At 68.0% G+C, this 23,694-nt stretch carries 24 protein-coding genes; 9 read left to right on the top strand and 15 right to left on the bottom strand.

Going from position 1 to position 23,694, the window contains the following annotated elements:
• The first annotated feature begins 27 nt into the window (after window positions 1-27).
• The 4 genes from G4G00_RS14275 to G4G00_RS14260 are packed head-to-tail and all read left to right on the top strand — an operon-like array spanning window position 28 to window position 4,673.
• A complete protein-coding gene (locus tag G4G00_RS14275) occupies window positions 28-1,377 on the top strand; it encodes a TolC family protein (RefSeq protein WP_234412369.1) in 1,350 nt (449 codons plus the stop codon).
• Window positions 1,370-2,383, top strand: a complete 1,014-nt coding sequence (locus tag G4G00_RS14270; RefSeq protein ID WP_108752527.1) for an efflux RND transporter periplasmic adaptor subunit — start codon at window positions 1,370-1,372, stop codon at window positions 2,381-2,383. Before G4G00_RS14275 ends, G4G00_RS14270 begins: the two co-directional genes overlap by 8 nt.
• Window positions 2,368-3,555 (top strand): ABC transporter permease, encoded by a 1,188-nt coding sequence (locus G4G00_RS14265; RefSeq protein WP_164274522.1) that lies wholly within the window; start codon window positions 2,368-2,370, stop codon window positions 3,553-3,555. Before G4G00_RS14270 ends, G4G00_RS14265 begins: the two co-directional genes overlap by 16 nt.
• A complete protein-coding gene (locus G4G00_RS14260) occupies window positions 3,552-4,673 on the top strand; it encodes an ABC transporter permease (RefSeq protein WP_164274519.1) in 1,122 nt (373 codons plus the stop codon). The genes G4G00_RS14265 and G4G00_RS14260 overlap by 4 nt, the downstream gene beginning before the upstream one ends.
• On the opposite strand, the gene G4G00_RS14255 is transcribed toward G4G00_RS14260, so the two are convergent.
• Together G4G00_RS14255 and G4G00_RS14250 are read right to left on the bottom strand one after the other, a co-directional pair.
• On the bottom strand, window positions 4,670-6,055 hold the full coding sequence (locus tag G4G00_RS14255; protein ID WP_164274516.1) for a hypothetical protein: 1,386 nt from the start codon (window positions 6,053-6,055) through the stop codon (window positions 4,670-4,672). The two genes, G4G00_RS14260 and G4G00_RS14255, sit on opposite strands and share 4 nt — an antisense overlap.
• Before the next feature lie 129 nt (window positions 6,056-6,184).
• Window positions 6,185-6,547 carry a glycine zipper 2TM domain-containing protein gene (locus G4G00_RS14250; RefSeq protein WP_108752523.1) on the bottom strand — a complete coding sequence of 121 codons (363 nt, stop codon included), beginning with the start codon at window positions 6,545-6,547 and terminating at the stop codon, window positions 6,185-6,187.
• 154 nt (window positions 6,548-6,701) lie between these two features.
• Between G4G00_RS14250 and G4G00_RS14245 the strand changes: the two genes are divergently transcribed.
• The 4 genes from G4G00_RS14245 to katG all read left to right on the top strand — a co-directional run bounded on the left by G4G00_RS14245 (window position 6,702) and on the right by katG (window position 12,930).
• Window positions 6,702-7,106, top strand: a complete 405-nt coding sequence (locus G4G00_RS14245) for a barstar family protein (RefSeq protein WP_108752522.1) — start codon at window positions 6,702-6,704, stop codon at window positions 7,104-7,106.
• 112 nt (window positions 7,107-7,218) lie between these two features.
• Entirely contained in the window at window positions 7,219-9,810 is a 2,592-nt protein-coding gene (gene mutS / locus G4G00_RS14240) for a DNA mismatch repair protein MutS (RefSeq protein ID WP_164274513.1), read from the top strand.
• Between the two features lie 133 nt (window positions 9,811-9,943).
• A complete protein-coding gene (locus G4G00_RS14235) occupies window positions 9,944-10,546 on the top strand; it encodes a DUF937 domain-containing protein (protein WP_164274510.1) in 603 nt (200 codons plus the stop codon).
• 143 nt (window positions 10,547-10,689) lie between these two features.
• Window positions 10,690-12,930, top strand: coding sequence for a catalase/peroxidase HPI (katG, locus tag G4G00_RS14230; RefSeq protein ID WP_164274507.1), 2,241 nt, complete (start codon window positions 10,690-10,692; stop codon window positions 12,928-12,930).
• Window positions 12,931-13,071: 141 nt separating this feature from the next.
• Here katG and G4G00_RS14225 read toward each other — a convergent pair whose 3' ends face one another.
• The 3 genes from G4G00_RS14225 to G4G00_RS14215 form a co-directional block, all read right to left on the bottom strand.
• Entirely contained in the window at window positions 13,072-14,265 is a 1,194-nt protein-coding gene (locus G4G00_RS14225) for a cellulase family glycosylhydrolase (protein WP_164274504.1), read from the bottom strand.
• Window positions 14,266-14,407: 142 nt separating this feature from the next.
• Window positions 14,408-14,815: an RNA-binding S4 domain-containing protein gene (locus G4G00_RS14220; protein ID WP_108752517.1), complete on the bottom strand. Its 408-nt coding sequence runs from the start codon at window positions 14,813-14,815 to the stop codon at window positions 14,408-14,410.
• Between the two features lie 9 nt (window positions 14,816-14,824).
• The gene (locus G4G00_RS14215; RefSeq protein ID WP_108748980.1) at window positions 14,825-15,064 is read right to left on the bottom strand and encodes a hypothetical protein; all 240 of its coding nucleotides are present in this window, start codon (window positions 15,062-15,064) and stop codon (window positions 14,825-14,827) included.
• 62 nt (window positions 15,065-15,126) lie between these two features.
• Between G4G00_RS14215 and G4G00_RS14210 the strand changes: the two genes are divergently transcribed.
• The gene (locus G4G00_RS14210) at window positions 15,127-16,584 is read left to right on the top strand and encodes an MATE family efflux transporter (protein ID WP_108752515.1); all 1,458 of its coding nucleotides are present in this window, start codon (window positions 15,127-15,129) and stop codon (window positions 16,582-16,584) included.
• A gap of 16 nt (window positions 16,585-16,600) precedes the next feature.
• Here G4G00_RS14210 and G4G00_RS14205 read toward each other — a convergent pair whose 3' ends face one another.
• From G4G00_RS14205 to ffh, 10 genes are all read right to left on the bottom strand, one after another.
• Complete coding sequence (locus G4G00_RS14205; RefSeq protein ID WP_164274501.1) at window positions 16,601-16,999, bottom strand: DUF1801 domain-containing protein; 399 nt, start codon at window positions 16,997-16,999, stop codon at window positions 16,601-16,603.
• A 34-nt stretch (window positions 17,000-17,033) separates the two neighbouring features.
• Complete coding sequence (locus tag G4G00_RS14200) at window positions 17,034-17,465, bottom strand: DUF1801 domain-containing protein (RefSeq protein WP_108752513.1); 432 nt, start codon at window positions 17,463-17,465, stop codon at window positions 17,034-17,036.
• A 24-nt stretch (window positions 17,466-17,489) separates the two neighbouring features.
• Window positions 17,490-17,870 carry a DUF6404 family protein gene (locus tag G4G00_RS14195; protein WP_108752512.1) on the bottom strand — a complete coding sequence of 127 codons (381 nt, stop codon included), beginning with the start codon at window positions 17,868-17,870 and terminating at the stop codon, window positions 17,490-17,492.
• An 82-nt stretch (window positions 17,871-17,952) separates the two neighbouring features.
• Window positions 17,953-18,354: a 50S ribosomal protein L19 gene (rplS, locus tag G4G00_RS14190; RefSeq protein WP_005408597.1), complete on the bottom strand. Its 402-nt coding sequence runs from the start codon at window positions 18,352-18,354 to the stop codon at window positions 17,953-17,955.
• 154 nt (window positions 18,355-18,508) lie between these two features.
• Window positions 18,509-19,267, bottom strand: coding sequence for a tRNA (guanosine(37)-N1)-methyltransferase TrmD (trmD, locus tag G4G00_RS14185; RefSeq protein ID WP_108754753.1), 759 nt, complete (start codon window positions 19,265-19,267; stop codon window positions 18,509-18,511).
• Window positions 19,268-19,275: 8 nt separating this feature from the next.
• Window positions 19,276-19,788, bottom strand: coding sequence for a ribosome maturation factor RimM (rimM, locus tag G4G00_RS14180; RefSeq protein WP_164274498.1), 513 nt, complete (start codon window positions 19,786-19,788; stop codon window positions 19,276-19,278).
• 45 nt (window positions 19,789-19,833) lie between these two features.
• Entirely contained in the window at window positions 19,834-20,094 is a 261-nt protein-coding gene (gene rpsP, locus G4G00_RS14175; protein ID WP_108748975.1) for a 30S ribosomal protein S16, read from the bottom strand.
• A 97-nt stretch (window positions 20,095-20,191) separates the two neighbouring features.
• Window positions 20,192-21,004 (bottom strand): aminotransferase class IV family protein, encoded by an 813-nt coding sequence (locus tag G4G00_RS14170; protein WP_164274496.1) that lies wholly within the window; start codon window positions 21,002-21,004, stop codon window positions 20,192-20,194.
• Window positions 21,001-22,071, bottom strand: coding sequence for a nitronate monooxygenase (locus G4G00_RS14165; RefSeq protein WP_164274493.1), 1,071 nt, complete (start codon window positions 22,069-22,071; stop codon window positions 21,001-21,003). The genes G4G00_RS14170 and G4G00_RS14165 overlap by 4 nt, the downstream gene beginning before the upstream one ends.
• A gap of 171 nt (window positions 22,072-22,242) precedes the next feature.
• Window positions 22,243-23,619: a signal recognition particle protein gene (gene ffh, locus G4G00_RS14160; protein ID WP_108752509.1), complete on the bottom strand. Its 1,377-nt coding sequence runs from the start codon at window positions 23,617-23,619 to the stop codon at window positions 22,243-22,245.
• Between the last annotated feature and the right edge of the window lie 75 nt (window positions 23,620-23,694).

The raw sequence follows: 23,694 nt of genomic DNA, 5'->3' as shown, positions 1-23,694 counted from the left end.
GCAGGCGCGCCCCTGCTGATCTGTGCGCTGTGGCTGCCCACAGCCGGCGGCGCGCAGTCCCTTCCTGACAGCGCGGCACCACCGGCACTGGACTGGGAACAGGCGCGGCAACGGCTGGAACAGGTGTCCGACGCGCTGGCCGCCGCCGATGCCGGCGTGCGCAACAAGCAGGAACTGCAGGAAGCCACCCGCCTGCTGCGCCTGCCCGAGATCACCGGCGAAGTACGCCGCCTGCAGTTCCAGAAGACCCTTACCCTGCCGCTGGGCTCGCTGGCACCGGTGGCCGAGGCCTACGGCATCGACTCGCCGTTGACCTTCACCGAACGCGACTGGCGCACCCGCCCGGTGGTGACCGCGGTACTGCCGCTGTACACCGGCGGGGTGATTCCCGCGGCGCAGCGCGCAGCCAGCGCCGCCAGCGAACAGGCCAGTGCCGAGCGCGAAGCGCAGCGCCAATCAATCACCGTGCAACTGGCGCAGGCCTACTTCGGCCAGCGCCTGGCCGAACAGGCGGTGGACGTGCGCCGCGATGTGCGCGACGGCCTGGAACGCCATCTGTCCGATGCGCAGAAACTGGAACGCGAAGGCTTCGCCACGCGGGCCCAGCGCCTGCAGGCCACCGTGGCCCGCGACAAGGCCGAGCGCGAGTACCAGAAGAGCGTGAACGATCTGGCCACGCTGCAGGCCGCACTGGCCACCCTGCTGCGCAGTGGCGGCCAGGTCCGCCCCACCTCGCCGCTGTTCGTGCAGCGCGCGCCGCTGGAACCGGTGGCCAGCTTCGAGCGCACCGCGCAGGCGCGGCAACCGCAGATTGCGCGCCTGCGTGCGCTGGTGGCGCAGGCCGAACAGGGCGTGCGCGTGCAGCAGGCCAAGCTGAAACCGCAGATCTTTGCCTTCGGCCAGTACGACTTCCGCCGCCGCGATGAAATGCTGACCGACCCGGACTGGGCGTTCGGCATCGGGCTGAAGTACACCTTCCTGTCGCCCAACTCGCGGCCGGCGCAGATCGGTGCGGCACGTGCGCAGCAGGAGCAGGCCGAGGCCGGCCTGCGCGAAGCCGAGAACCAGGTCGCCCTAGGCGTGCGCAAGGCCTGGAACGAACTGGAAACCGCCCGCCAGCAGTTCGTGCTGCTGGACAGCAGCATTGCCCAGGCACAGGAAAACCTGCGCCTGCAGGAACTGGCGTTCCGCGAGGGCCAGGCCACATCGCTGGACGTGATCGATGCACGGCTGGGCCTGGGCGGCGCCCGCGTGGAGCGCTCGCAGGCGGCCTACCAGTACGACGTAGCCCTGGCGCAGTTGCTGGAGATCAGTGGCCAGATGGACCGTTTCGAAGACTACCGGCGGCGCGCGGACGAGGTGATCGACCATGAGTGATGTATTGCACGATGACGCAGCAACGCCGCCGGGCAAGCGCCGTACCGGCCTGATCCTGGTGGTGGTGTTGCTGCTGGTGGTGGTGCTGGGCCTGTGGCTGGCCTGGCGCAGCCCGGCCGACCAGATCCAGGGCATGGCCGACGCGGACACGCTGAACGTGGCCGCCAAGATCACCGCCCGCGTGGCCGAACTGAAGGTGCGCGAAGGCGACCGCGTGCAGGCCGGGCAGATCGTGTTCCTGCTGGACAGCCCGGAAGTGGCGGCCAAGGAACAGCAGGCCCACGGTGCGCTGGCCGCCGCCCAGGCGGTGGCCGACAAGGCCGACGAAGGCGCGCGCCGCGAAGACATCCGTGCCGCCGAAGCCAACTGGAAGCGCGCCGAGGCCGGTGCCACCCTGGCCGAGGCCACCGCCGGCCGCGTGCAGAACCTGTTCAACGAAGGCGTGATGACCCGGCAGAAGCGCGACGAAGCCCACGCCCAGGCCACGAGCTCGCGCGAACTGGCCCGCGCCGCGCGCGCGCAGTACGACATGGCCCTGGCCGGCGCACGCGAACAGGACAAGCGTGCCGCACAGGGCCAGGTGCAACAGGCGCAGGGCGCGGTGGCCGAAGTCAACGCCGCCCGCGCCGAAGTGGAAGGCCGCGCCCCCGTGGCCGGCGAGATCAACAAACGCATGGCCGACCCGGGCGAACTGGTGCCGGCCGGCTTCCCGGTGTTCACCCTGGTCGACATCGATCGCATGTGGGTGTCGATGAACCTGCGTGAATCGCAGATGCAGGGTCTGAAGGTCGGCAGCCGCCTGCAGGGCCGGATTCCCGCGCTGGAAAAGGATGCGACGTTCGAGGTGTACTTCATCAATCCGGCCGGCGACTACGCCACCTGGCGCAGCACGCGCCAATCGTCGGGCTACGACGTGCGCAGCTTCGAGGTGCGGGTACGCCCGGTGCAGCGTGTCGAAGGCTTCCGGCCCGGCATGAGCGTGCTGTTCGCATGGCCGCAGGACTGAACCCGGACAGCACCGGCATCGGCGCTGCATGGCGGCGCGAACTGCGTGCGCTGCGCAGCAACCGTGCCGACCTGGCCCTGGTCACCCTGCTGCCACTGCTGATGCTGGCGGTGATGGTCTGGATGTTTTCCGCATCGGTCATGCGCGATGTGCCCATTGCCGTGGTCGATCTGGACCACAGCAGCGACAGCCGCCTGCTGCTGCGCATGCTCGATGCCAGCCCCGGCGTGCGCGTGGCCACGCAGCCGGCCAGCCTGGACGAAGCACAGGCGCAGCTGCGCAGCCTGCAGGTGTTCGCGGTGGTGCTGGTGCCGCGCGATGTCACCCGCCAGGCCCTGCGCGGGCGCCAGGGCACGGTGTTCGCCTATTACAACGCCACCTACATGACCACCGGGCAGTCGGCCGCGCGCGATATCGGCGATGCGGTATCGGCCTGGGGCGCGCGCCTGCTGCGCGAGCGCATCGGCCTGCAGGTCGGCCCCGGCAAGCTGCGCGCCGCGCCCATCGCCGTGCAGTCGGACATCCTCTACAACCCGGCGCGCAGCTACGAACTGTTCCTGCTGCCGCTGATCTTCCCGGCGGTGTTGTCGCTGGTGCTGGCCTTGGCCGTGGCCGGCAGCCTGGGCCGCGAGATCCGCGATGGCACGCTGCGCGCTTGGCTGGGGCGCACGCCATGGTCGGCGCTGCTGGGCAAGATCGCACCCTACGTGCTGCTGTTTTCCATGTACGGCGCCGCAGGTGTCGCCTACCTGGCGTGGCTGCGCGGCGATGGCATTGCCGGCAGCGTGCTGTTGCTGCTGCTGGCACAGCCGCTGTTCTACCTGGCCACCGCCAGCTACGCGCTGTTCTTCGTCGGCGTTACCCGTGACATGGGCACCGCATTGTCGGCGGTGGGCCTGAGCATCGGCACCGCACTGGCGTTTTCCAGCGCCACGTTCCCGGTCATCGATGCGCCGCTGTTCACCCGCATCTGGCACCTGCTGCTGCCGCTGAGCGCCTACATCAAGCTACAGACCCAGCAGCAGTTCGTCGGCGCGCCGCTGGCGGTATCGCTGTGGCCACTGGCCACCCTGCTGCTGATGATCGTGGTGGCCGGCGGCACCGGCGGCGCACGGCTGATCGCCTTCGCCCGCAGCACGCCGGCCACGCAAGCGGCCAGGGCCAGCGCATGAACGAGGTGTGGCGCAGCCTGCGGCAGACCCTGATGGCCGTGCTGCTGGACCGCTACGCCATCGTGGTGATGGTCGGCGCGGTCATCCTGTACTCGTTCTTCTACCCGGCCGCGTATCGCCACCAGGTGGCCGGTGACCTGCCCGTGCTGGTGGTGGACGAAGACCACAGCGCCACCAGCCGCGAACTGCTGCGCACGCTGGATGCGCTGCGCGTGGCGCGCGTGGTCGGGCAACCGGCCGATATCGAAAGCGCGCGCCAGCAACTGGAAGCCGGCCACGCCGAAGGCATCGTGCTGATTCCGGCGAACCTGGAGCGCGACATCCTGCGCGGCCACCCCGCGAAACTGGTGCTGCTCGGCAATGGCGCCTATCTGGGCCGCGCCAGCTGGGTACTGGGCAGCGTGGCCGATGCGCTGGGCGCCTTCGGGCGCGATGCCGCCGTCACCCAGGCCGCCTTCATGGGCGCGCCGCAGGCACCACCGGTCACCCTGGTGCAGCGGCCGCTGTACAACACCCAGGAAGGCTACGGCAGCGCCATCGTGCCGGGCGTGGCCGAACTGATCGTGCACCAGACCCTGCTGATGGGCATCGGCGTGCTGCTGGGCGGCCGCCGCCTGGCGCTGGGCCGGCGCCTGCGCCTCGACCGCCCCACCCTGCTGGGCATGGCGCTGGGCTTTGGCCTCATCGGCCTGTTCGGGTTGTTCTACTACGCCGGTTTCACTGCCTGGGTGCAGGACTACCCGCGCGGCGGCAACCCGCTGGGACAACTGCTGGGCGGCACGTTGTTCATCGCCGCCACCGTGGCCTTCGGCCTGTTCGTCGGCAGCTTCTTCCGCACCCGCGAACGCGCGTTCCAGTACGTCATCGCCACCTCCATCCCGCTGTTCTTCCTGGCCAACCTGTCATGGCCGGCGGTGATGACCCCAACGCCGCTGGTCTGGCTGTCGCAGCTGCTGCCCACCACCGCCGGCATCAACCTGATGGTGCGCCTGACCCAGATGGACGCCAGTCTGGCCGATGTCCGCCACGAACTGATCACCCTCGGCGGCTTGCTGCTGCTGTACGGCACGCTGGCCTACCGGCGCCTGCACGGCGGCGCGCCACGCAGTTCCGACTAATTCTTGCTGTCGTCGGGCGTGTACCAGAACGGAATGCAGTACTCACGGCGACGGTCGGGCCCCGTGCGTTCGCCCTGCGCGTGCCAGACCAGGTGCAGGTCGTGCCGGCCCGGCGCCAGGCCCTGCAACGGCAGGTAGCCCACCAGCCCGCGCATTTCCAGATCGCGGCGCTCGAACGGCACGAAGTCGGCCAGGTTTACCGGCTTGCCATCCAGGGTGACGGTCCAGATCAAGGCCAGGCAGTCCACTGCCGCACGTGCCGCCGGCGCACCTTCGGCGCTGTTCTCGCCCCCGGGCAAGGCCGTGCAGTAGCGCCGCGCCAGCGGATTGTCGCGCTGCGGGCGATGCGGAATGAACAGCCGCAGGCGCGAACTGCTGATCGTATCGGCCGGAATCATCGGGTAGGCCAGCAACTGATCATGCGTCGAACGTAGTGATTCGTAGTGCGCGCTCAGCATGCCGTTGTCCACCGCTTCCTCGGTCAGCACCTGGTAGCGGTTGAACAGCGAGAACTTCACCGAACCGGCCACCTGCACCGCGGCCAGCACCATCGCCACGCCGATGGCCAGCAGGTAGCCCACCATGAACGAGCGCGAGCGCAGGTTGCTCTGGATGGTCAGCTGCATGGTCTGCATCAAGCGCAGCAACGGCACCCGCTGCATGCCGGCCAGGAAGCGCTGCAGCGCGCGTTCCAGCCCCTCGCTGGCGCGGCCACGTGCGTGGCGGCGGGCGATGGCCTTTTCCAGCATGAAGGGCACGAAGGCCAGCGCCAGCAGGCTCACCAGGCACGCGCCCACCACCGCCATCGCCACCTGGTCCGAACCACCGGCCAGGAAGGCGATCAGCATCGCAATGGCCAAGGTCACCATTGCCAGCACCAGGGTGCCGGCCAGGGTCTGCACGCAGATCAGCGTGGTGGAGAACAGCAGCGTGGCCAGGCGGTCCGCGCGCTGGATGCTGCTGTCCAGGCCGCCATCGCGCGCGCGCAGGAAGGCACGCGACACCGGTCCCATCTTCTGCAGCGCGGCCCAGTCGATGCCCTCGGGGAAATGCGATTTCAGCCCGACCAGGCCGATCCAGTAACCACGCACGGTCAGGTGCGCGATCAGCGCCACCGCCAGCACGTAGCACATGCCCACCACCGTGCTGAAGGCAAACCACAGCAGCTGGAAGTACATGCCTTCGGTATGCAGGCTGCTGCGCGCCCAGGCATCGAACAGATAACCGGGCACGGCCAGCAGGGCAAACGCCAGCAGGCCGGAAATGAACAGCTCCAGCTCGTCCGCACGCTCGCGCAGCCGGCTGAAGCGGGTGTTCGCTTCCGGCTCGGCGTGGGTCGGTGTGGGCACGGCTTGCGGCGCAGCAACGGGTGATTCGTTCACAGCGCGTTCATCCTTGGAAGTTGGCGCAGTATAGGCCGCCGCCCGGCCCCGTGGTACGCCCGCGCAAACGAAGAACGCCGGCACGAAGCCGGCGTTCGGGTACTGCAGGTGGAAGGGACTACAAAGGGTTTATCGGTACACGCGTTCGCAGCGGCGCTCGACCACGCGGTCGCCAGTCTTGCTCTGGTGGTTGCCCTGGATCTGGCGACCGGCAGCACCGCCGGCCACGGCACCAGCCACGGTGGCCAGCTTCTTACCGTTGCCACCGCCCACCTGGTTACCCAGCAGGCCACCCACCACCGCACCGGTCGCGGTACCGGTAATGCGGTTCGGGTCACGCGAATTGCGCTGCACTTCCACGTTCTTGCACACCACGCGGCTGCCGTCGTTGAACTTGCGGCCTTCATCGCGCGGGCCATAAGTCTGTGCACCGGCAACCGACGACGCTGCCAGAAGGCTGCCCAGCAGCAGTACGCGGATAGAAGTATTCATGGCGGTCTCCTGTGTTGCGGTATGGCGCAAGTGTCTCGTGGGCGGTGGCAACCACAGGTGAAATCCAGATCACTGCGCGCTGAACGGCCATGTGCGGTTCATCTACGCCGTGCCGCATTGCTACAGTGATGAAACCGTCGATTGAGGCTCCTGCATGCACAACGATGCGCCGCTGGAACTGGTGCTGGAAGGCAGCGCCGTGCATGACATCGCCAGCTTCTATGCCGAAATCAACCGCGTCTTCATGGCGGGCGAAGACTGGCAGCTGGGCCCAAGCCTGGATGCCTTGGACGACCTGCTGTATGGCGGATACGGGGTGCTGGCCGGGCACGCCACGGCAACGCTGGTCTGGAAGGACATCGCCCAGACGCGCCACGCGCTGGGTGAAGCCACCACCCGGGCATGGCTGAAGGACAAGCTCGACAACACGGCCACGTTCAACACCGCAGCCATCACGCGACAACTTCGGGCGCTGCAGCGCGGCGAAGGCGAAACCTACTTCGAGATCGTGATGGAGATCTTCGCCGGGCATCCGAACATCAGCCTGCAGATGCAGTGAGGGCGCTTGGCGGGGGCGCGCCGAGCCACCCCTAGCCGTTACCATGGGCAGCCCTGTACCCGTCTCCGCCCTGCGGCCTGCCCGCGGCGGACACCCCAGATCCACGAGCCCCATGTCCAAAGACAAGTCCGCCGAACACACCCCGCTGATGAAGCAGTTCTTCGCAGCCAAGTCCGACTACCCGGACCTGCTGCTGTTCTTCCGCATGGGCGACTTCTACGAACTGTTCTACGACGACGCCCGCAAGGCGGCGCGGCTGCTGGACATCACCCTGACCCAGCGCGGCAGCTCCGGCGGCGCGCCCATTCCCATGGCCGGTGTGCCGGTGCACGCCTACGAAGGCTACCTGGCGCGGCTGGTGGCGCTGGGCGAATCGGTGGCCATCTGCGAACAGATCGGCGACCCGGCGCTGGCCAAGGGCCTGGTGGAACGCAAGGTGGTGCGCATCGTCACCCCCGGCACCGTTACCGACGAGGCCCTGCTGGACGAGCGCCGCGACACCCTGCTGATGGCGCTGTCGCGCAGCAAGCAGGGCTATGGCCTGGCCTGGGCCGATCTGGCCGGTGGCCGCTTCCTGGTCAACGAAGTGGAAACCGACGACGCGCTGGAAGCCGAACTGGCCCGCCTGGAACCGGCCGAACTGCTGGTGCCCGACGAAGAGAACTGGCCCGAGTTCCTGCGCCAGCGCACCGGTGTGCGCCGCCGCGCGCCGTGGCTGTTCGATGCCGACAGTGGCCGCCGCCAGCTGCTGGCCTTCTTCAAGCTGCACGACCTCAGCGGTTTCGGCATCGACGACAAGCCGCGTGCCACCGCTGCCGCCGGCGCCCTGCTCGGCTACGTGGAAGAAACCCAGAAGCAGCGCCTGCCGCACCTGACCTCCATTGCGATGGAAACCGCCGGCGAGGCGATCGCGATGAACGCCGCCACCCGCCGCCATCTGGAACTGGACACGCGGGTGGACGGCGATACCCGCAACACCCTGCTGGGCGTGCTCGACAGCACGGTCACTCCGATGGGTGGCCGCCTGCTGCGGCGCTGGCTGCACCGCCCGCTGCGCCTGCGCGATGTGCTGGTACAGCGCCACCATGCGGTGGAAACGCTGATCGACCGCGGCAGCGATGCGGACATCCGCGAACAGTTCCGCCGCCTGGGCGATCTGGAACGCATCCTGACCCGCGTGGCGCTGCGTTCGGCGCGTCCGCGTGATTTTTCCACCCTGCGCGATGGCCTGGGCCTGCTGCCGGCCGTGCGCGAGGTGCTGGCACCGCTGGATTCGCCGCGCCTGCAGACCCTGCACGCCGCGCTGGGCGAGCACGACGAATGCGCGCACCTGCTGGCCAGCGCCATTGCCGAAATGCCGCCGCTGAAGCTGAGCGATGGCGGCGTGCTGGCCGATGGCTTCGATGCCGAACTGGACGAGCTGCGCCGCCTGTCCACCCACGCCGACCAGTTCCTGGTTGACCTGGAACTGCGCGAGCGCGAGAGCAGCGGCATTCCCACCCTGAAGGTGGGCTACAACCGCGTGCACGGTTACTACATCGAAATCAGCAAGGGCCAGTCCGATCGCGCGCCGGTGCACTACACCCGCCGGCAGACGCTCACCAATGCCGAGCGCTACATCACCGAAGAACTGAAGGCGTTCGAAGACAAAGTACTGTCCGCGCGCGATCGTTCGCTGTCGCGCGAAAAGTACCTCTACGAACAACTGCTGGACACCCTGGGCGGCCAGCTGGAACCGCTGAAGCAGTGCGCCGCCGCGCTGAGCGAACTGGACGTACTGGCCGCCTTCGCCGAACGCGCACAGGCGCTGGACTGGGCGCGCCCGGAACTGCAGGCCGAGCCCTGCCTGAAGATCGAACGCGGCCGCCACCCGGTGGTGGAAGCGGTGCGCGAACAGCCCTTCGAACCCAACGATCTGGACCTGCACCCGGACCGTCGCATGCTGGTCATCACCGGCCCGAACATGGGCGGTAAGTCGACCTACATGCGGCAGAACGCGCTGATCGTGCTGCTGGCCCACATCGGCAGCTTCGTGCCGGCCAGCCGCGCCCTGATCGGCCCGATCGACCGCATCCTCACCCGCATCGGCGCCGGCGACGACCTGGCCCGCGGGCAGTCCACCTTCATGGTGGAAATGGCCGAAACCAGCTACATCCTGCACCACGCCACCGCGCATTCGCTGGTGCTGATGGACGAGATCGGCCGTGGCACGTCCACCTACGACGGCCTGGCCCTGGCCGATGCGGTCGCGCGCCACCTGGCCTACCAGAACCGCTGCTACACGCTGTTTGCCACCCACTACTTCGAACTGACCGCGCTGGCCGACGAGCAGCACGAAGGCGGTGCCAGTGGCATTGCCAACGTGCACCTGGATGCGGTCGAGCATGGCGAGGCACTGGTGTTCATGCATGCAGTGAAGGACGGCCCGGCCAACCGCAGCTTCGGCCTGCAGGTAGCCGCGCTGGCCGGCCTGCCGCGCGCCACCGTGGCGCAGGCACGGCGCCGCCTGGCCGAGCTGGAACAGCGCGGTGGCGAAAGCCATGCGGCCGCCGTGGCCCCGCAGGCGCTGGATGCACCGCAGCAGTTCGGCCTGTTCGCCGCGCCATCGAGCAAGGCGCAGGAAGCGCTGGCGGCGATCGATCCTGACGAGCTGACCCCGAAGCAGGCGCTGGAAGCGCTGTACCGGTTGAAGGCGTTGTTGTAACGGCACCCGCCGGGCATGGCCCGGCGCTACCTGTCGGCATGGCGCCCGCCCCGGCGCCATGAACCCTTCGCATTTCCGTCGTGTACCCGGCGTTATGCTCAGGCGGTCCTTCCTTCACTGAACGGAGACCGCCATGAATACCCAATCCCTCGCCGCATCCCTGTTCCAGCAACTGCAGCAGGGCCAGGGCCTGCAGCAGGTATCGCAGCAGCTTGGACTGGACAGCGCGCAGACCAGCCAGGCCGTGGGCAGCGCCCTGCCCCTGCTGCTGGGCGCAATGGGCCAGAACGCCAGTGAACCGCAGGGCGCGCAGTCCCTGCTCAATGCCCTGCAGCGCGACCACAGCGGCGGCGGCGGCGGCTTCGACCTGGGCGGCATCCTCGGCGCGGTGATGGGCGGCGGCGGCAGCGGTGCCACCGACGGCGCCGGCATCCTCGGCCATGTGTTCGGCGGCCAGCAGCCGCAGGCGGCCGCGGCCCTGGGCCAGAAGACCGGGCTGGACAGCGGCACCTCCGGCAAGCTGCTGGCGATCCTCGCCCCCATCGTCATGTCGTTCTTGGCCCAGCGGTTTGCCCAGCAGGGCAATGCCAGCGAACTCAGCAGCGCGCTGGGGCAGGAAGCGCAGAGCGGCGGCGGCCTGGGCAGCCTGCTGGGCGGCGTCCTGGACCAGGACGGCGATGGCCAGTTCGGCGCCAGCGACCTGATGAAACTGGGCGCCGGCCTGTTGAAGCGCTGATCGGCCACGACCGTCCTATGCAGACGGCCCCATAGGTCACCACTATCGCATTGGTTGAATCAATCGAATTTACCGATCGCCAGGCCCTGCCTATCGTGGGCTTGAACCCGATTCCCATTTCGCCAGCCCACAGGTAGATACCCATGAAAAGCGAAGCCAAGTGCCCCTTCAACCATGCCGTGGTCGGTGACGCCACGACCAACCGCGACTGGTGGCCGAACCAGTTGCGCGTGGACCTGCTGAACCAGCACTCCGCGCGCTCCAACCCGCTCGATGCCGGCTTCGATTACGCCAAGGCGTTCCAGGGCCTGGACTACGCCGCCCTGAAGGCCGACCTGAAGGCACTGATGACCGATTCGCAGGACTGGTGGCCGGCCGACTTCGGCCACTACGGTGGCCTGTTCATCCGCATGGCCTGGCACAGCGCCGGCACCTACCGCATCGGCGATGGCCGTGGCGGCGGCGGTCGCGGCCAGCAGCGCTTCGCTCCGCTCAACAGCTGGCCGGACAACGTCAGCCTGGACAAGGCCCGCCGCCTGCTGTGGCCGATCAAGCAGAAGTACGGCCAGGCCATTTCCTGGGCCGACCTGCTCATCCTTACCGGCAACGTCGCACTGGAATCGATGGGCTTCAAGACGCTGGGCTTCGCCGGCGGCCGCCCCGATACCTGGGAACCGGACCAGGACGTGTACTGGGGCCGCGAGACCACCTGGCTGGGCGGCGACGTGCGCTACAAGCACGGCTCCGAAGGTGTGCAGGAAGACCACGGCGTACTGGTGTCCGACGATGATGCCGACGGCGATGTGCATTCGCGCAAGCTGGAAAACCCGCTGGCCGCAGTGCAGATGGGCCTGATCTACGTGAACCCGGAAGGCCCGGACGGCAACCCCGACCCGGTGCTGGCCGCGCATGACATCCGCGATACCTTCGGTCGCATGGCCATGGACGATGAAGAAACCGTCGCCCTGATCGCCGGTGGCCACAGCTTCGGCAAGACCCACGGCGCCGGCCCGGCCGACAACGTGGGCAAGGAACCGGAAGCGGCCGATCTGGAAAACCAGGGCCTGGGCTGGGCCAACAGCTTCCGCAGTGGCAAGGGTGGCGACACCATCACCAGCGGCCTGGAAGTCACCTGGACCCGCACCCCGGCACAGTGGAGCCACGACTTCTTCGAAATCCTGTTCGGCAACGAATGGGAACTGACCAAGAGCCCGGCCGGTGCCCACCAATGGGTGGCCAAGAACGCCGACGCGGTAATTCCCGACGCGCACGATCCGTCGAAGAAGCACCGCCCCACCATGCTCACCACCGATCTGTCGCTGCGCATGGACCCTGCCTACGAAAAGGTGTCGCGCCGTTTCCTGGAAAACCCGCAGGCCTTCGCCGATGCCTTCGCCCGCGCCTGGTTCAAGCTGACCCACCGTGACATGGGCCCGCGCGCGCGTTACCTCGGCCCGGAAATTCCGGCCGAACAGTTCATCTGGCAGGACCCGCTGCCGGAAGCGCAGCACCCGCTGATCGACGCCAAGGACATCGCCGCGCTGAAGCAGCAGATCGCCGCCAGCGGCCTGAGCGTGGCCGAGCTGGTGTCCACCGCCTGGGCGTCGGCCTCCACCTTCCGCGGCTCGGACAAGCGCGGTGGTGCCAACGGTGCACGCGTGCGCCTGGCCCCGCAGAAGGACTGGGCGGTGAACCAGCCGCAGCAGCTGGCCAAGGTGCTGGCCGCGCTGGAAAAGGTGCAGGCCGCGTTCAATGCCGGCAGCAGCAAGCAGGTGTCGCTGGCCGACCTGATCGTGCTGGCCGGTGGCGTGGGCGTGGAACAGGCGGCCAAGGCCGGTGGCCATGAGGTCAGCGTGCCGTTCACCCCGGGCCGCACCGATGCCAGCCAGGAACAGACCGATGTGGAATCGTTCGCGGTGCTGGAACCGGCCGCCGATGGCTTCCGCAATTACCTGAAGGGCGCCTACGCGGTGCCGGGCGAAGCGCTGCTGATCGACAAGGCACAGCTGCTGACCCTGACCGCGCCGGAGATGACCGCGCTGGTCGGCGGCCTGCGCGTGCTCGGTGCCAACGCCGATGGCGGCAAGCACGGCGTGTTCACCGCGCGCCCGGGCACGCTCAGCAACGACTTCTTCGTGAACCTGCTGGACATGGGCACGCAGTGGAAGGCCACTGGTCGCGAAAGCTACGAAGGGCGTGGCCGCAACGACGGCGCCGCCCGCTGGACCGGCACCCGCGTCGACCTGGTGTTCGGTTCCAACGCCGTGCTGCGCGCCCTGGCCGAGGTGTATGCCAGTGCCGATGGCGAGAAGAAGTTCGTGCAGGATTTCATCGCCGCCTGGACCCGGGTGATGGAACTGGACCGCTACGACCTGCACGGCTGACACGTTTGGTAGGTGCCAACCTTGGTTGGCACGTTTGGTAGGTGCCAACCTTGGTTGGCACGTTTGGTAGGTGCCAACCTTGGTTGGCACGCTCTCCGGTGCGAACCGTTGGTTCGCACGGTCTCAGCAGCCGGGGCGCTCTCAACGCGCCCCGGCCTTCAACCGCTCCAGAATCGGCGCGAACACCGCCGCCTGCATCGATCGCGGTGGCTGCGCCACCCCACCCTTCTCCACCGCCTGCCAGTACGACCACGGCAGCGCCTTGTCACCCAGCTCGTAATCCATGCCGTCCCAGCCATCCTCGCGGAAGGCATAGAACGCCCAGTGCACCTGCTGCTGCTCGGCTACGGCCAGCACGTCACGCAGGTAGGCGCCACAATCCGGCCAGCGGCGCATGCAGCCGAACTCACCGATCACCATCCGGTTGGCACCGATGCCATGGGTCTTCGCCCAGTCCATCGGCTGCTGCAGGTAACTGCGCACGCGCTCCGCATCCCAGCGCTGCTTTCCCGCGCCGAACCGCACCACGGCCGGGTAGCGGTACGGCGTGGCGCGCTTCTGGTTGGGCGCACTGGTGGCCGCATAGGGCTCATACATGTGCACGCTGTACAGCAGCTTCGAATCGTCCAGCGGCCCCGGCCAGTAATCGAAGGCATCGGCCGCCGCGTACCAGCCGGCATCGAGCATCAACGGCATGTCCGCATCCACCGCACGCACGCTGGCGATCAGCCCGCGGTACAGCACGCGCAGATCGCGCGGGCCGTCCTCCACATCGGCATACCACTGCTTCATCGCCTCGCGCGGGGCGTGCTCGGCCAGCGCGGTGCCGTATTCCGGCGCCGGCTCGTTGATGAGGTTGTAGGCGGCCAGCGCGGGGTGGCCCTTCAACGCGGTGGCCAGGTCGCGCCAGAAGCGCTGCGCAGGCAGGTGGTTGTCCATCGACTGCCACAACCGCTGGTCGACCACGTCATTGTTCTTCTGCCTCCAGCGCAGCAGGGGCAGCGACAGCGGCACCAGCACCACCTTCAGGCCCGAGGCATTGGCGTCATCCAGCGCGCGGCGCAGGGTGGCCACGTCGGCCTGCACCAGCCCTTGGTAGTGGTCGGCATCGCCCATCAGGAAGTCGCGGCCGCTGGCACTTTTCCATTTGTCCGGGCTCAACCGCACCCAGGTCGCGCCGGTGTCCCGCAGCGCCTGGAAATAGGCACGGTCGGGCGGGTTTTCGTTGAAGCTGTTGCCACCGCGCTGCGGCGTATCCCAGAAGGTGATGTCAGCGGCGAACGCCGGAGCGGCGGTGGCCAGGGCCAGGCACAGCAGGTTGCGGCGTAGGAACATGAGGATCTTCCATGCAGAGGAAGATCCAACGTGCGGGGTGAAAACCGAATGCTGGCTGAGTGCGCGCAGCGGCCATGAACCGGTAGATGCCAACCTTGGTTGGCATGCGCCACACGACGCCCATCAAGGTGGGCGACTACCGTCAAAGGGCGTCCAGGTCACCCAGCGCGCGGATCAACCGCCGCGCGCGCTTGTCCGGCTTGTGCTCCGGCGGCTGGAAACCATCACGGGCGGCGATGCGCAACGCACGCTGCTCGGCCCGCCGCGCCTTCGACGCTTCGCTTTCCACGTACAGCTGCTGCGCCACCGGCGCCGGGCCACGCTGGTCGCTGATGCCCAGCACCTGGATCTCGAAATGTTCCTCGCCACGGTCCACCTGCACCTGCTCGCCCACGCGCACCGCGCGTGAGGATTTCGGGCGCTGGCCGGCCACGCTCACCTTGCCGGTTTCAATGGCCTGCTTGGCCAGGCTGCGGGTCTTGAAGAAACGGGCCGCCCACAGCCAGATATCCAGGCGGACACTGGGCGGCAGCGGGGAAAGCGCATGCATCGGCGGAAACTACTCCGGGGGTCGATTCAAGGGACGCGGGTTGTCCGGGTCGACCCGGCAGCCGGTGCCGCCGATCAACGGCTTCACACCAGAGGCCAGGTCCTGGCGTTGGCTGCCCACCAGGCATTCGGGTCGGTCGGTCGGCCGTATCTGGGTATCGCCCAGGCGGTCGTCCATGGAACATGCGGGCAGCACGGCCACGATCAAGGCCAGCGCGATCCCGCACACCCCCTGCTGTTGCTGATGCATTGCCACACCCCGCAAACCGGCTTGGTGCTAGTGTGCGCCTCCCGGCATTCGATCTCCAGCCCATGGCCAAAGCGCCGCTTGACCTGACTTCCGGCCCGATCGGGCGCAACCTGCTGCTGTTCGCGCTGCCCATCCTGGCCGGCAACATCGCCCAGTCACTGAATGGTTCGGTGAACGCGGTGTGGGTCGGGCGCTTCCTGGGCGAGGCCGCGCTGACGGCCACCGCCAACGCCAACAACATCATGTTCTTCCTGATCGGTTCGGTGTTCGGCTTCGGCATGGCCGCCACCATCCTGATCGGCCAGGCCATCGGCGCGCGCGACATCGGCCAGGCGCGGCGCGTGGTCGGCACCAGTGCCACGTTCTTCATCGGCCTGTCGGTGGTCATTGCCATCGCCGGCTGGTTCCTGGCCCACCCGCTGCTGGAAGCGATGGGCACGCCGGCCGCCTCGCTGCCGCTGGCCGAGGCCTACCTGCGCGTCATCTTCCTGGCCATGCCCACGCTGTACGCGTTCGCCTTCCTCAGCGCCGCGCTGCGGGGTGCCGGCGATTCGCGCACGCCGTTCCGCTTCCTGCTGGTATCGGTGGTGCTGGATATCGCGCTGAACCCGGTGCTGATCTTCGGCCTGGGCCCGTTCCCGGAGCTGGGCATTGCCGGCTCGGCCTGGGCCACGCTGGTATCACAGACGCTGTCGCTGGCCGGCCTGCTGCTGTACATGCGGCACAAGCGGCACACGCTGTGGCTGGGGCGCGCCGACATGCACCTGTTCAAGCTCGATTTCACCATCCTGCGCGCGCTGGTGGTCAAGGGCGTGCCGATGGGCCTGCAGATGGTGCTGATCTCGCTGTCGGTCATCATGCTGATGACCATGGTGAACCAGTACGGCACCGACACCGCGGCCGCCTACGGCGCATCGCTGCAGTTGTGGAACTACGTGCAGATGCCGGCCATGGCCATCGGCGCGGCGTGTTCGTCGATGGCCGCGCAGAACGTGGGCGCGCAGCGCTGGGACCGCGTGCGCGGCACCGCGCGGCAGGGCGTGCTGTTCAACTTCCTGCTGACCGGGGCGCTGATCCTGCCGCTGGTGGCGCTGGACCAGTATTCGCTGGCGCTGTTCCTGCCGCAGGGCAGCGAATCGCTGCAGATCGCCCGCCATTTGAACCACGTGGTGATCGGCTCGTTCCTGTTCTTCGGTGTCAGCTTCGTGATCTCCGGCGTGGTGCGCTCCACCGGTGCGGTCATTCCGCCGCTGCTGATCCTGGCCGCCTCGCTGTGGGGCGTGCGCGTGCCGTTCGCCGAATTCCTGCAGCCGTACTGGGGCGCCGATGCGATCTGGTGGAGTTTCCCGGCCGGTTCGCTGGTGTCCATGCTGCTGTCGCTGGCGTATTACCGCTGGGGTGGCTGGCGCAAGGCGCGGATGATCACCCCGCCGGCGCCGGCCGAAGTACTGGCCACGCCGTCGGAAGTGCCGGCCTGCCCACCCTCGCCGGTAGCCGACCCGGATGCCGTGACCCGGTAGCGCCGGCGCTACCGTTCTACTTCGCCGCGTTGTGCTTGGCCGCAGCGCGGATCAAAGCCTTCAGCGCGGTCGCGTTGGGCATCTCTCCTTCGTGGATGTCGATCGCGCGCCGCGTATTGCCTTCCAGGCTGGCGTTGAACAGGCCCTTCGGGTCGGGCAGCGCGGCGCCGTGGGCGAAGGTCAGTTTCACTGCCTGCTTGTAGGTTTCGCCCGTGCACAGGATGCCGTTGTGTTCCCACACCGGCGTGCCGCGCCATTTCCAGGTTTCTTCCACGTCGGGCAGCGCCTGGTGGATCAGCGCGCGCACGCGGGCCAGCGTCTCGCCGCGCCAGTCGCCCAGTTCGGCAATGCGCGCATCGATCAGTTCAGAGGCAGGGCGTGTTGCTTCGGTGGCTTCCACAGCTTTCCTGGGCATGTCTGCACTCGCACGGTACGGTGGGAAAGGGAAACTACATGCGCGCGCCGGGCAGCGCACGTGCCTGCTGCAGCCAGTCCAGCAGTTGTGCGCGGTCCAGCACGGTGTCTTCGTACAGGTGCAGATAGCGCGTGGTAGCCTGCTTCGAAGGCTCGGGCGGCTGCGGCTGCAGCAGCGCGCCGTGGAAAAACGCCACCTTGATGTAACGCGTGCAGCAGTGGAAGCTGAGGAACCAGCCCTGCCCTTCGGCCACGCCATACATCGGTGAATTCCAGCGCACGGCCTTGTGCACGCCGGGCACGGCCTGGGTGATGAGGGCATCGAGCTGCTCGCCAAATGCACGCTTCCAGCCGGGCATGGCGGCGATATAGGCCTGCACCGGTGCATCACCATCGCCCTTGGCGATCTGCGGATTACCGCCGGACAACAGCTTCGGCGCAGCGGGGGCGGATGGCTTGGAAGGCATTGCGCAGCGCTCCGTGGTCGCAGGTCAGCGGCTGGGTGCAGCCGGCAGGTCACGCCACAACGGCAGACCACGGCGCAGGCGCATGACGCGCATCACGACCGCCATCAGCAGACCGAACAATACGCCGGCGAGGAGCGCGCTGAACACCGCCACTGCCAACGGCAGGCTGGTGTTGCGCCAGACCAGCAGCCACATCAGCACGCCCCAGCCCAGTGCGAACCAGATACCCATCAGCAGTGCATTGGACGCCACGCTGGCGATGATCGGCGGGGGCGCGTTGACGCCCATGCGCCACAGCAGGCGATGCAGTGGCGGCGCCGAGTGCCGGCGCTGCACGCCCGCGGCGTCAAGATGGCGCAGGGCGGCCTGCACCTTGGGCGGGTAACGCTGTTCAACGGTCGTCATGCCGCGAACATAGCGCCGGCCGGCGCACAAACGCAAACGGCCACCCGAAGGTGGCCGTCGCGGCAACAACCGAAGTTGTTTATCAGGCCTTTTCGGCCAGACGGGCAGCCTTGGCGGCAGCAGCGGCAGCCAGGTCTTCCTTGATGCGGGCAGCCTTGCCTTCCAGGCCACGCAGGTAGTACAGCTTGCCGGCGCGGACCTTACCACGACGCTTCACTTCGACCGAGTCGATGATGGCGCTGTGGGTCTGGAAGACGCGCTCGACGCCGTAGCCGTGCGAGATCTTGCGCACGGTGAACGAGGAGTTCAGGCCGGCGTTCTTGGTGGCGATCACAACGCCTTCATAGGCCTGCACGCGCTCGCGGCTGCCTTCCTTCACCTTCACGTTGACGACAACGGTGTCGCCCTGGCTGAACTTCGGCAGTTCGCGGGTGATCTGGGCGGATTCGAATTCCGCGACGATGGACTTGTTCAGCTTGCTCATGGGTTACACCGATTCTTGTTCGGGTGGGCGTGTCGTTCTGACAACGTAGGCTCATGCAGTCACGGAACTGTGCTGCACGTTTGTTGTGGGTACTGCGCGCGCCGGCCGGGGCTGGCGGGAATTGGCCATGATAGCCGATAAAGCCAGCCCTGCGCTAGGGGCTGGCCTTGTGTTTCTGGGCCTGCCGGCCCTGTTCCAGCAGTTTGCGGTCGGCCTTGCCCAGCGCCTGTTCATCCAGCAGGTCCGGGCGCCGTTCGGCGGTACGGACCAGCGACTGCTGGCGGCGCCAGGCGGCGATGGCCGCGTGGTTGCCCGAACGCAGCACGTCCGGCACGTCGCCCAGCGGGTGCTGGGCCGGCTGGCTGTAATGCGGGCAGTCGAGCAGCCCCAGGTCGCCTTCGAAGCTGTCCTGGGCGGCCGATTCGGCGTCGTTCAGGGCGCCGTCCTGCAGGCGGGCCACGGCATCGATGATGACTGCCGCACCCAGTTCGCCGCCGGACAGCACGTAGTCGCCCAGGGAAATCTCTTCATCGACGTTGGCTTCCAGGAAGCGTTCGTCGATGCCTTCATAGCGGCCACAGAGCAGGACCACGCGCGGCAGCGCCGCCAGTTCCCGCACCTTGGCCTGGGTGAGCGGTGCGCCCTGCGGGCTGAGGTAGATCACCCGCGCCGGGGTCGGGTCGGCGTCGCGGATCGCCTGCAGGCAGGCCTGCAGCGGCTCGATCAGCATCACCATGCCCGGGCCACCACCGAACGGACGGTCGTCCACCCGGCGGTAGTTGCCTTCGGCGTAATCACGGGGGTTCCAGCCGTGCAGGCTGAACAGGCCCTTCTCCTGTGCCCGGCCGACCACGCCCAGCCCAGCGGACTGGGCCAGGAAGTCGGGGAACAGGGTGATGACGTCGAAGCGCATGCTCACACTCAGAACTCGGGGTCCCAATCGACCACGACCAGATTGGCCTCGAAGTCGACCGATTTGACGAAGTCCGGCAGCACGAACGGGATCATCCGCTCGCGGTCGCCACGGACCACGACCACATCGTTGGCGCCGGTGCTGAACAGGTGCGAGACCTGGCCCAGGGCAACGCCCTCGACGGTCTTCACATTCAGGCCTTCCAGATCCACCCAGTAATACTCATCGGGTTTCGGCGGCGGCAGCGCGCTGCGGGCCACGTAGATCTCGGTGCCGTGCATGGCCTCGACCGTGTCGCGATCTCCGATGCCGGGGAACCGGGCCACCAGATGCTTGCCGCTGTCGCGGCCACGAGCGCCTTCAAGCGTCGATTCCTGCCCGTTGGGGCTGCGCAGGATCCACGGCTGGTAACGGAAAATAGCGGAACGCGGCTCGGTCCAGGACTCGAGCTTTATTTCGCCGCGCACACCAAAAGCGCCGACAATCCTGCCCAGCAGGATGCGGCGCTCGTTATCTTTCATCTGCGTTCAATCAGATGGGCCGCGCCAGAGCGCGGCCCGTCAGGATCAGGCCGCAGCGGCCTGGGTCTTGGCCGCTTCCTTGATCAGGTTGCGGACCTTTTCGGTCGGCTGGGCGCCGTTCTTGACCCAATGGTCAACGCGGGCCAGGTCCAGCTCGATGCGCTTCTCGCCGCCCTGGGCGACCGGGTTGTAGAAACCAACGCGCTCGATGTTGCGGCCGTCGCGCGCGCTGCGCACGTCGGTCACGATGATGTGGTAGAACGGACGCTTCTTGGCGCCGCCGCGGGTCAGTCGAATCTTGACCATGGTGTTTTTCCTATTGCCCAGTCGCCGGAATGGCGAGGTAAGCGGGCGATTATAGCGGCAGATGGCGGCCGGGCCAACCCCTGGGCCAGCCATCGGGTCAGATCCCTTTTGCCGCGCAAAAGGGCTCTGACCCCAGCACGTCCCACGGCACGCCCGCCAGCACCGCCCTGCCCTGTTCAGCCAGCGCCTGCGACCCCGGCAGTTCCTGCCCATCGATGGCCTCCAGTGCCCATACCCCACTGGCATTGCAGGCAAAGGCCGCCTTCACACCGGCCAGATCGGCCAGCCGCAAGGGCTGGATGGCCTGCGCCCCGGGCCAGTACCGCTGCAGCAGCGCCTCGGCGGTCCCGCGCAGGGCCGGCGCCTGCGGCCAGAGCAGGCGTTGACCATCGTGCACGGCCAGGTTCCAGGTACTGCCCTCGCTGACCTGCCCATCGGCCGTCACCAACAGCGCATCGTCAAACCCCGCCGCCAGCGCCGCACGGCGCTGGGCAAACAGACCAAACGTTCCCACGTGCTTGATCTGCGGCCAGTCGCGCTGCCAGACCACGCTGCGCACCCGTTTGGGCGCCACCAGGGCCACCGGCGCCGACACCGCCACCAGCACGTCCACCGGCACGGCGGCCAGCGGGTTGCGGAAATCGAAGCGGCGCGAAAACACCGTCACCCGCATGGAGGCATCGCCCTGCCCCGCCTGCTGCAGCGCCTGCGCCATCCACGCCTGCACCTGGCGCAGGTCCAGTTCACTGCCGAACAACTCGCGCGTGGCCTGCGACAGCCGCGCCAGATGCAGCTCCAACCCCTGCACGGCATGGCCACGCACCTGCAGCGAGGTGAAGTGGCCGTAGTTCACCAGCGCCGGCAGCAGATCGTCGGCCTGCGCGGGCTGGCCATTGCAGGTCACGGTCACCGCAGCAGGGCCTGCGCGTCGCGCCACACGTCGGCCAGCACCTCGGCGGCCGGCCGCGCCGGCGCCATCCACGCTGACTGCCCGGCCCAGGCCTGCATCGCCGCCAGATCATTGCGCTGCGCCGCCTGCTTGCGCATCGGCGCGGTCAGCCCGCGCTGCACCGGATACGGCCGCGGTGGTGGCGCAGCATCGGCCGCCGCCGCACGCACATACGGGGTGGCCAGGCCGCGGCCCAGACGCCCACTGAAGGCGCGGGTCGGCCAGGTGTCTTCGGGTTCGGTCACCGCCAGTGCGTCGGCCCAGGCCGGGGCAATCGCCGCTTCGGGCGTGCGCAGGAACGCGGTGCCGATCTGCACGGCGCTGGCACCCAGCGTGAGCGCCGCGGCGATGCCACGCCCATCGGCAATGCCGCCGGCGGCGATCACCGGAATCTGCAGATGGTCGGCCAGGCGCGGCAGCAGGGCGAACAGCCCCGCCAGTTGCCGTTCGGCCAGTGCCGGATCGAAGGCGCCGCGATGGCCACCGGCTTCGGCGCCCTGCGCCACCACCGCGTCGGCGCCGGCGTCCTGCGCAGCGCGCGCTTCGGCCAGCGTGGTCGCGCAGGCGATCCAGGCAATGCCAGCATCCTTCAGTTGCTGCACATGGCGCGGCGACAGCACGCCCATGATGGTCGAGGCCACCGCAGGGCGCGCGGCCAGCAGCGCGGCGAACTGTTCATCGAAATCGGCCGGGGTGGCATCGGCGGCGCTGGCCGGCACCTCGGGGCCCCATTGGGCCAGGAAGGCGCGGCTGGCGGCTTCGGCGGCCACGTCGCGGGCCGGCGCCGGGTCCGGCAGCCACAGATTCACCTGCGCGGGGCCGCCCGAAGCAGCGCGGAACGCGTCCATCCACACACCGATATCGGCTGCGGACGACAGCACCGCCCCCATCGCGCCCATGCTGCCGGCGTTGGCCAGCGCAGCCGACAGCGACACCGGGCAGGCGCCGGCCATCGGCGCCAGCAGGATCGGAACGGAAACCTGGAAGCGCCGGCAGAACGCCTCGACGCGGGAAGTGACAGCAGACATCAGCAGGGCGGCCCATCGTTGCAGACAGGCCCCCATGGTGCGCGCAGCAAGGGGGTAGAGTCGAGCTTGCTCGACTGAACCGCGCGCCACGTAGAGTCGAGCTTGCTCGACTGAACCACCAACAGCAGTCGAGCAAGCTCGACTCTACCAATGCGTGGCCTCAGCAGCGCATCAACGGAACGGCATGCCGCGGCCGCCCATGGCGCCCATCATGCCCTTCATGCTGCGCATCATGCCCTTCATGCCGCCGCCGGCCATCTTGCTCATCATCTTTTCCATCTGCATGTACTGCTTCATGAGCTTGTTGACGTCGGCCGGGGTCACACCCGAACCCTTGGCGATGCGCGCGCGGCGCGAGCCGTTCAGCAGGTTCGGGTTGCGCCGTTCCTTCTTGGTCATCGAATTGATGATGGCGATCATGCGCGGCACTTCCTTGCCCTGGCTGACCTGCTGCTTCAGGTGGTCGGGAATGTTGCCCAGGCCCGGCAGCTTGTCCATCAAGCCGCCGATGCCGCCCATGTTCTGCATCTGCTCCAGCTGGTCGCGCATGTCGTTCAGGTCGAACTTCTTGCCCTTGGCGACCTTCTCGGCCAGCTTGGCGGCCTTGTCCTTGTCCACCTGCTGCTCGACCTGCTCCACCAGCGACAGCACGTCGCCCATGTCCAGGATGCGGCTGGCGATACGGTCGGGATGGAACACATCCAGACCTTCGGGCTTTTCGCTGACACCGACGAACTTGATCGGCTTGCCGGTGATGTAGCGCACGCTCAGCGCGGCACCGCCACGGGCGTCACCGTCGGTCTTGGTCAGCACCACGCCGGTCAGCGGCAGCGCATCGCCGAAGGCCTTGGCGGTGTTGGCCGCGTCCTGGCCGGTCATGGCATCGACCACGAACAGGGTTTCGGCCGGGTTCACCGCCGCGTGCAGGGCCTTGATCTCGGCCATCATCGCTTCGTCGATGGCCAGGCGGCCGGCGGTATCGACCAGCAGCACATCCACGAACGACTTGCGCGCATCGTCGATGGCCGCGCGCACGATGGCTTCCGGCTTCTGGTCGGCGCTGGACGGGAAGAACAGCACGCCCACCTGCTCGGCCAGGGTCTTCAGCTGCTCGATCGCGGCCGGACGGTAGACGTCGGCCGACACCACCATCACTTTCTTCTTGCGCTTTTCCTTCAGGTGCTTGGCCAGCTTGCCCACGGTGGTGGTCTTGCCGGCGCCCTGCAGGCCCGCCATCAGGATGATGGCCGGGGCGGGAACGTTGAGGTTCAGGTCGCTGGCTTCGGCGCCCATCACCGCGGTCAGCTCGTCGCGCACCACCTTGATCAGGGCCTGGCCCGGGGTCAGCGACTTCAGCACTTCCTGGCCGACCGCGCGCACCTTGATGCGTTCGATCAGGGCCTGCACCACCGGCAGCGCCACGTCGGCTTCCAGCAGCGCAATGCGCACCTCGCGGGTCGCCTCGCGGATGTTCTCCTCGGTCAGGCGGCCACGGCCACGCAGGCGCTCGATGGTGCCGGAAAGGCGCTGGGTCAGGGACTCGAACATGCGGCGCAACCTGTCTGAAAGCGGGGGACAATAAGGCAGACAGTATAGCGGGTCCGCCCCGGTTCCCGGGCTGCG

This window comes from Stenotrophomonas sp. B1-1 (assembly GCF_010894375.1).
Classification (GTDB): Bacteria; Pseudomonadota; Gammaproteobacteria; order Xanthomonadales; family Xanthomonadaceae; genus Stenotrophomonas.
Note: the sequence above shows the minus strand (reverse complement) of the source record. Positions and strands in the feature narration are given on the sequence as shown.

Bases quoted from the DNA above. Each gene is read 5' to 3' on its own strand.
- G4G00_RS14270 (WP_108752527.1), top strand. From the start codon at position 1,370: ATGAGTGATGTATTGCACGATGACGCAGCAACGCCGCCGGGCAAGCGC.
- G4G00_RS14265 (WP_164274522.1), top strand. From the start codon at position 2,368: ATGGCCGCAGGACTGAACCCGGACAGCACCGGCATCGGCGCTGCATGG.
- G4G00_RS14260 (WP_164274519.1), top strand. From the start codon at position 3,552: ATGAACGAGGTGTGGCGCAGCCTGCGGCAGACCCTGATGGCCGTGCTG.
- G4G00_RS14250 (WP_108752523.1), bottom strand. From the start codon at position 6,547: ATGAATACTTCTATCCGCGTACTGCTGCTGGGCAGCCTTCTGGCAGCG.
- G4G00_RS14245 (WP_108752522.1), top strand. From the start codon at position 6,702: ATGCACAACGATGCGCCGCTGGAACTGGTGCTGGAAGGCAGCGCCGTG.
- mutS (WP_164274513.1), top strand. From the start codon at position 7,219: ATGTCCAAAGACAAGTCCGCCGAACACACCCCGCTGATGAAGCAGTTC.
- G4G00_RS14235 (WP_164274510.1), top strand. From the start codon at position 9,944: ATGAATACCCAATCCCTCGCCGCATCCCTGTTCCAGCAACTGCAGCAG.
- katG (WP_164274507.1), top strand. From the start codon at position 10,690: ATGAAAAGCGAAGCCAAGTGCCCCTTCAACCATGCCGTGGTCGGTGAC.
- G4G00_RS14225 (WP_164274504.1), bottom strand. From the start codon at position 14,265: ATGTTCCTACGCCGCAACCTGCTGTGCCTGGCCCTGGCCACCGCCGCT.
- G4G00_RS14220 (WP_108752517.1), bottom strand. From the start codon at position 14,815: ATGCATGCGCTTTCCCCGCTGCCGCCCAGTGTCCGCCTGGATATCTGG.
- G4G00_RS14215 (WP_108748980.1), bottom strand. From the start codon at position 15,064: ATGCATCAGCAACAGCAGGGGGTGTGCGGGATCGCGCTGGCCTTGATC.
- G4G00_RS14210 (WP_108752515.1), top strand. From the start codon at position 15,127: ATGGCCAAAGCGCCGCTTGACCTGACTTCCGGCCCGATCGGGCGCAAC.
- G4G00_RS14205 (WP_164274501.1), bottom strand. From the start codon at position 16,999: ATGCCCAGGAAAGCTGTGGAAGCCACCGAAGCAACACGCCCTGCCTCT.
- G4G00_RS14200 (WP_108752513.1), bottom strand. From the start codon at position 17,465: ATGCCTTCCAAGCCATCCGCCCCCGCTGCGCCGAAGCTGTTGTCCGGC.
- G4G00_RS14195 (WP_108752512.1), bottom strand. From the start codon at position 17,870: ATGACGACCGTTGAACAGCGTTACCCGCCCAAGGTGCAGGCCGCCCTG.
- rplS (WP_005408597.1), bottom strand. From the start codon at position 18,354: ATGAGCAAGCTGAACAAGTCCATCGTCGCGGAATTCGAATCCGCCCAG.
- trmD (WP_108754753.1), bottom strand. From the start codon at position 19,267: ATGCGCTTCGACGTCATCACCCTGTTCCCCGACTTCCTGGCCCAGTCC.
- rimM (WP_164274498.1), bottom strand. From the start codon at position 19,788: ATGAAAGATAACGAGCGCCGCATCCTGCTGGGCAGGATTGTCGGCGCT.
- rpsP (WP_108748975.1), bottom strand. From the start codon at position 20,094: ATGGTCAAGATTCGACTGACCCGCGGCGGCGCCAAGAAGCGTCCGTTC.
- G4G00_RS14165 (WP_164274493.1), bottom strand. From the start codon at position 22,071: ATGTCTGCTGTCACTTCCCGCGTCGAGGCGTTCTGCCGGCGCTTCCAG.
- ffh (WP_108752509.1), bottom strand. From the start codon at position 23,619: ATGTTCGAGTCCCTGACCCAGCGCCTTTCCGGCACCATCGAGCGCCTG.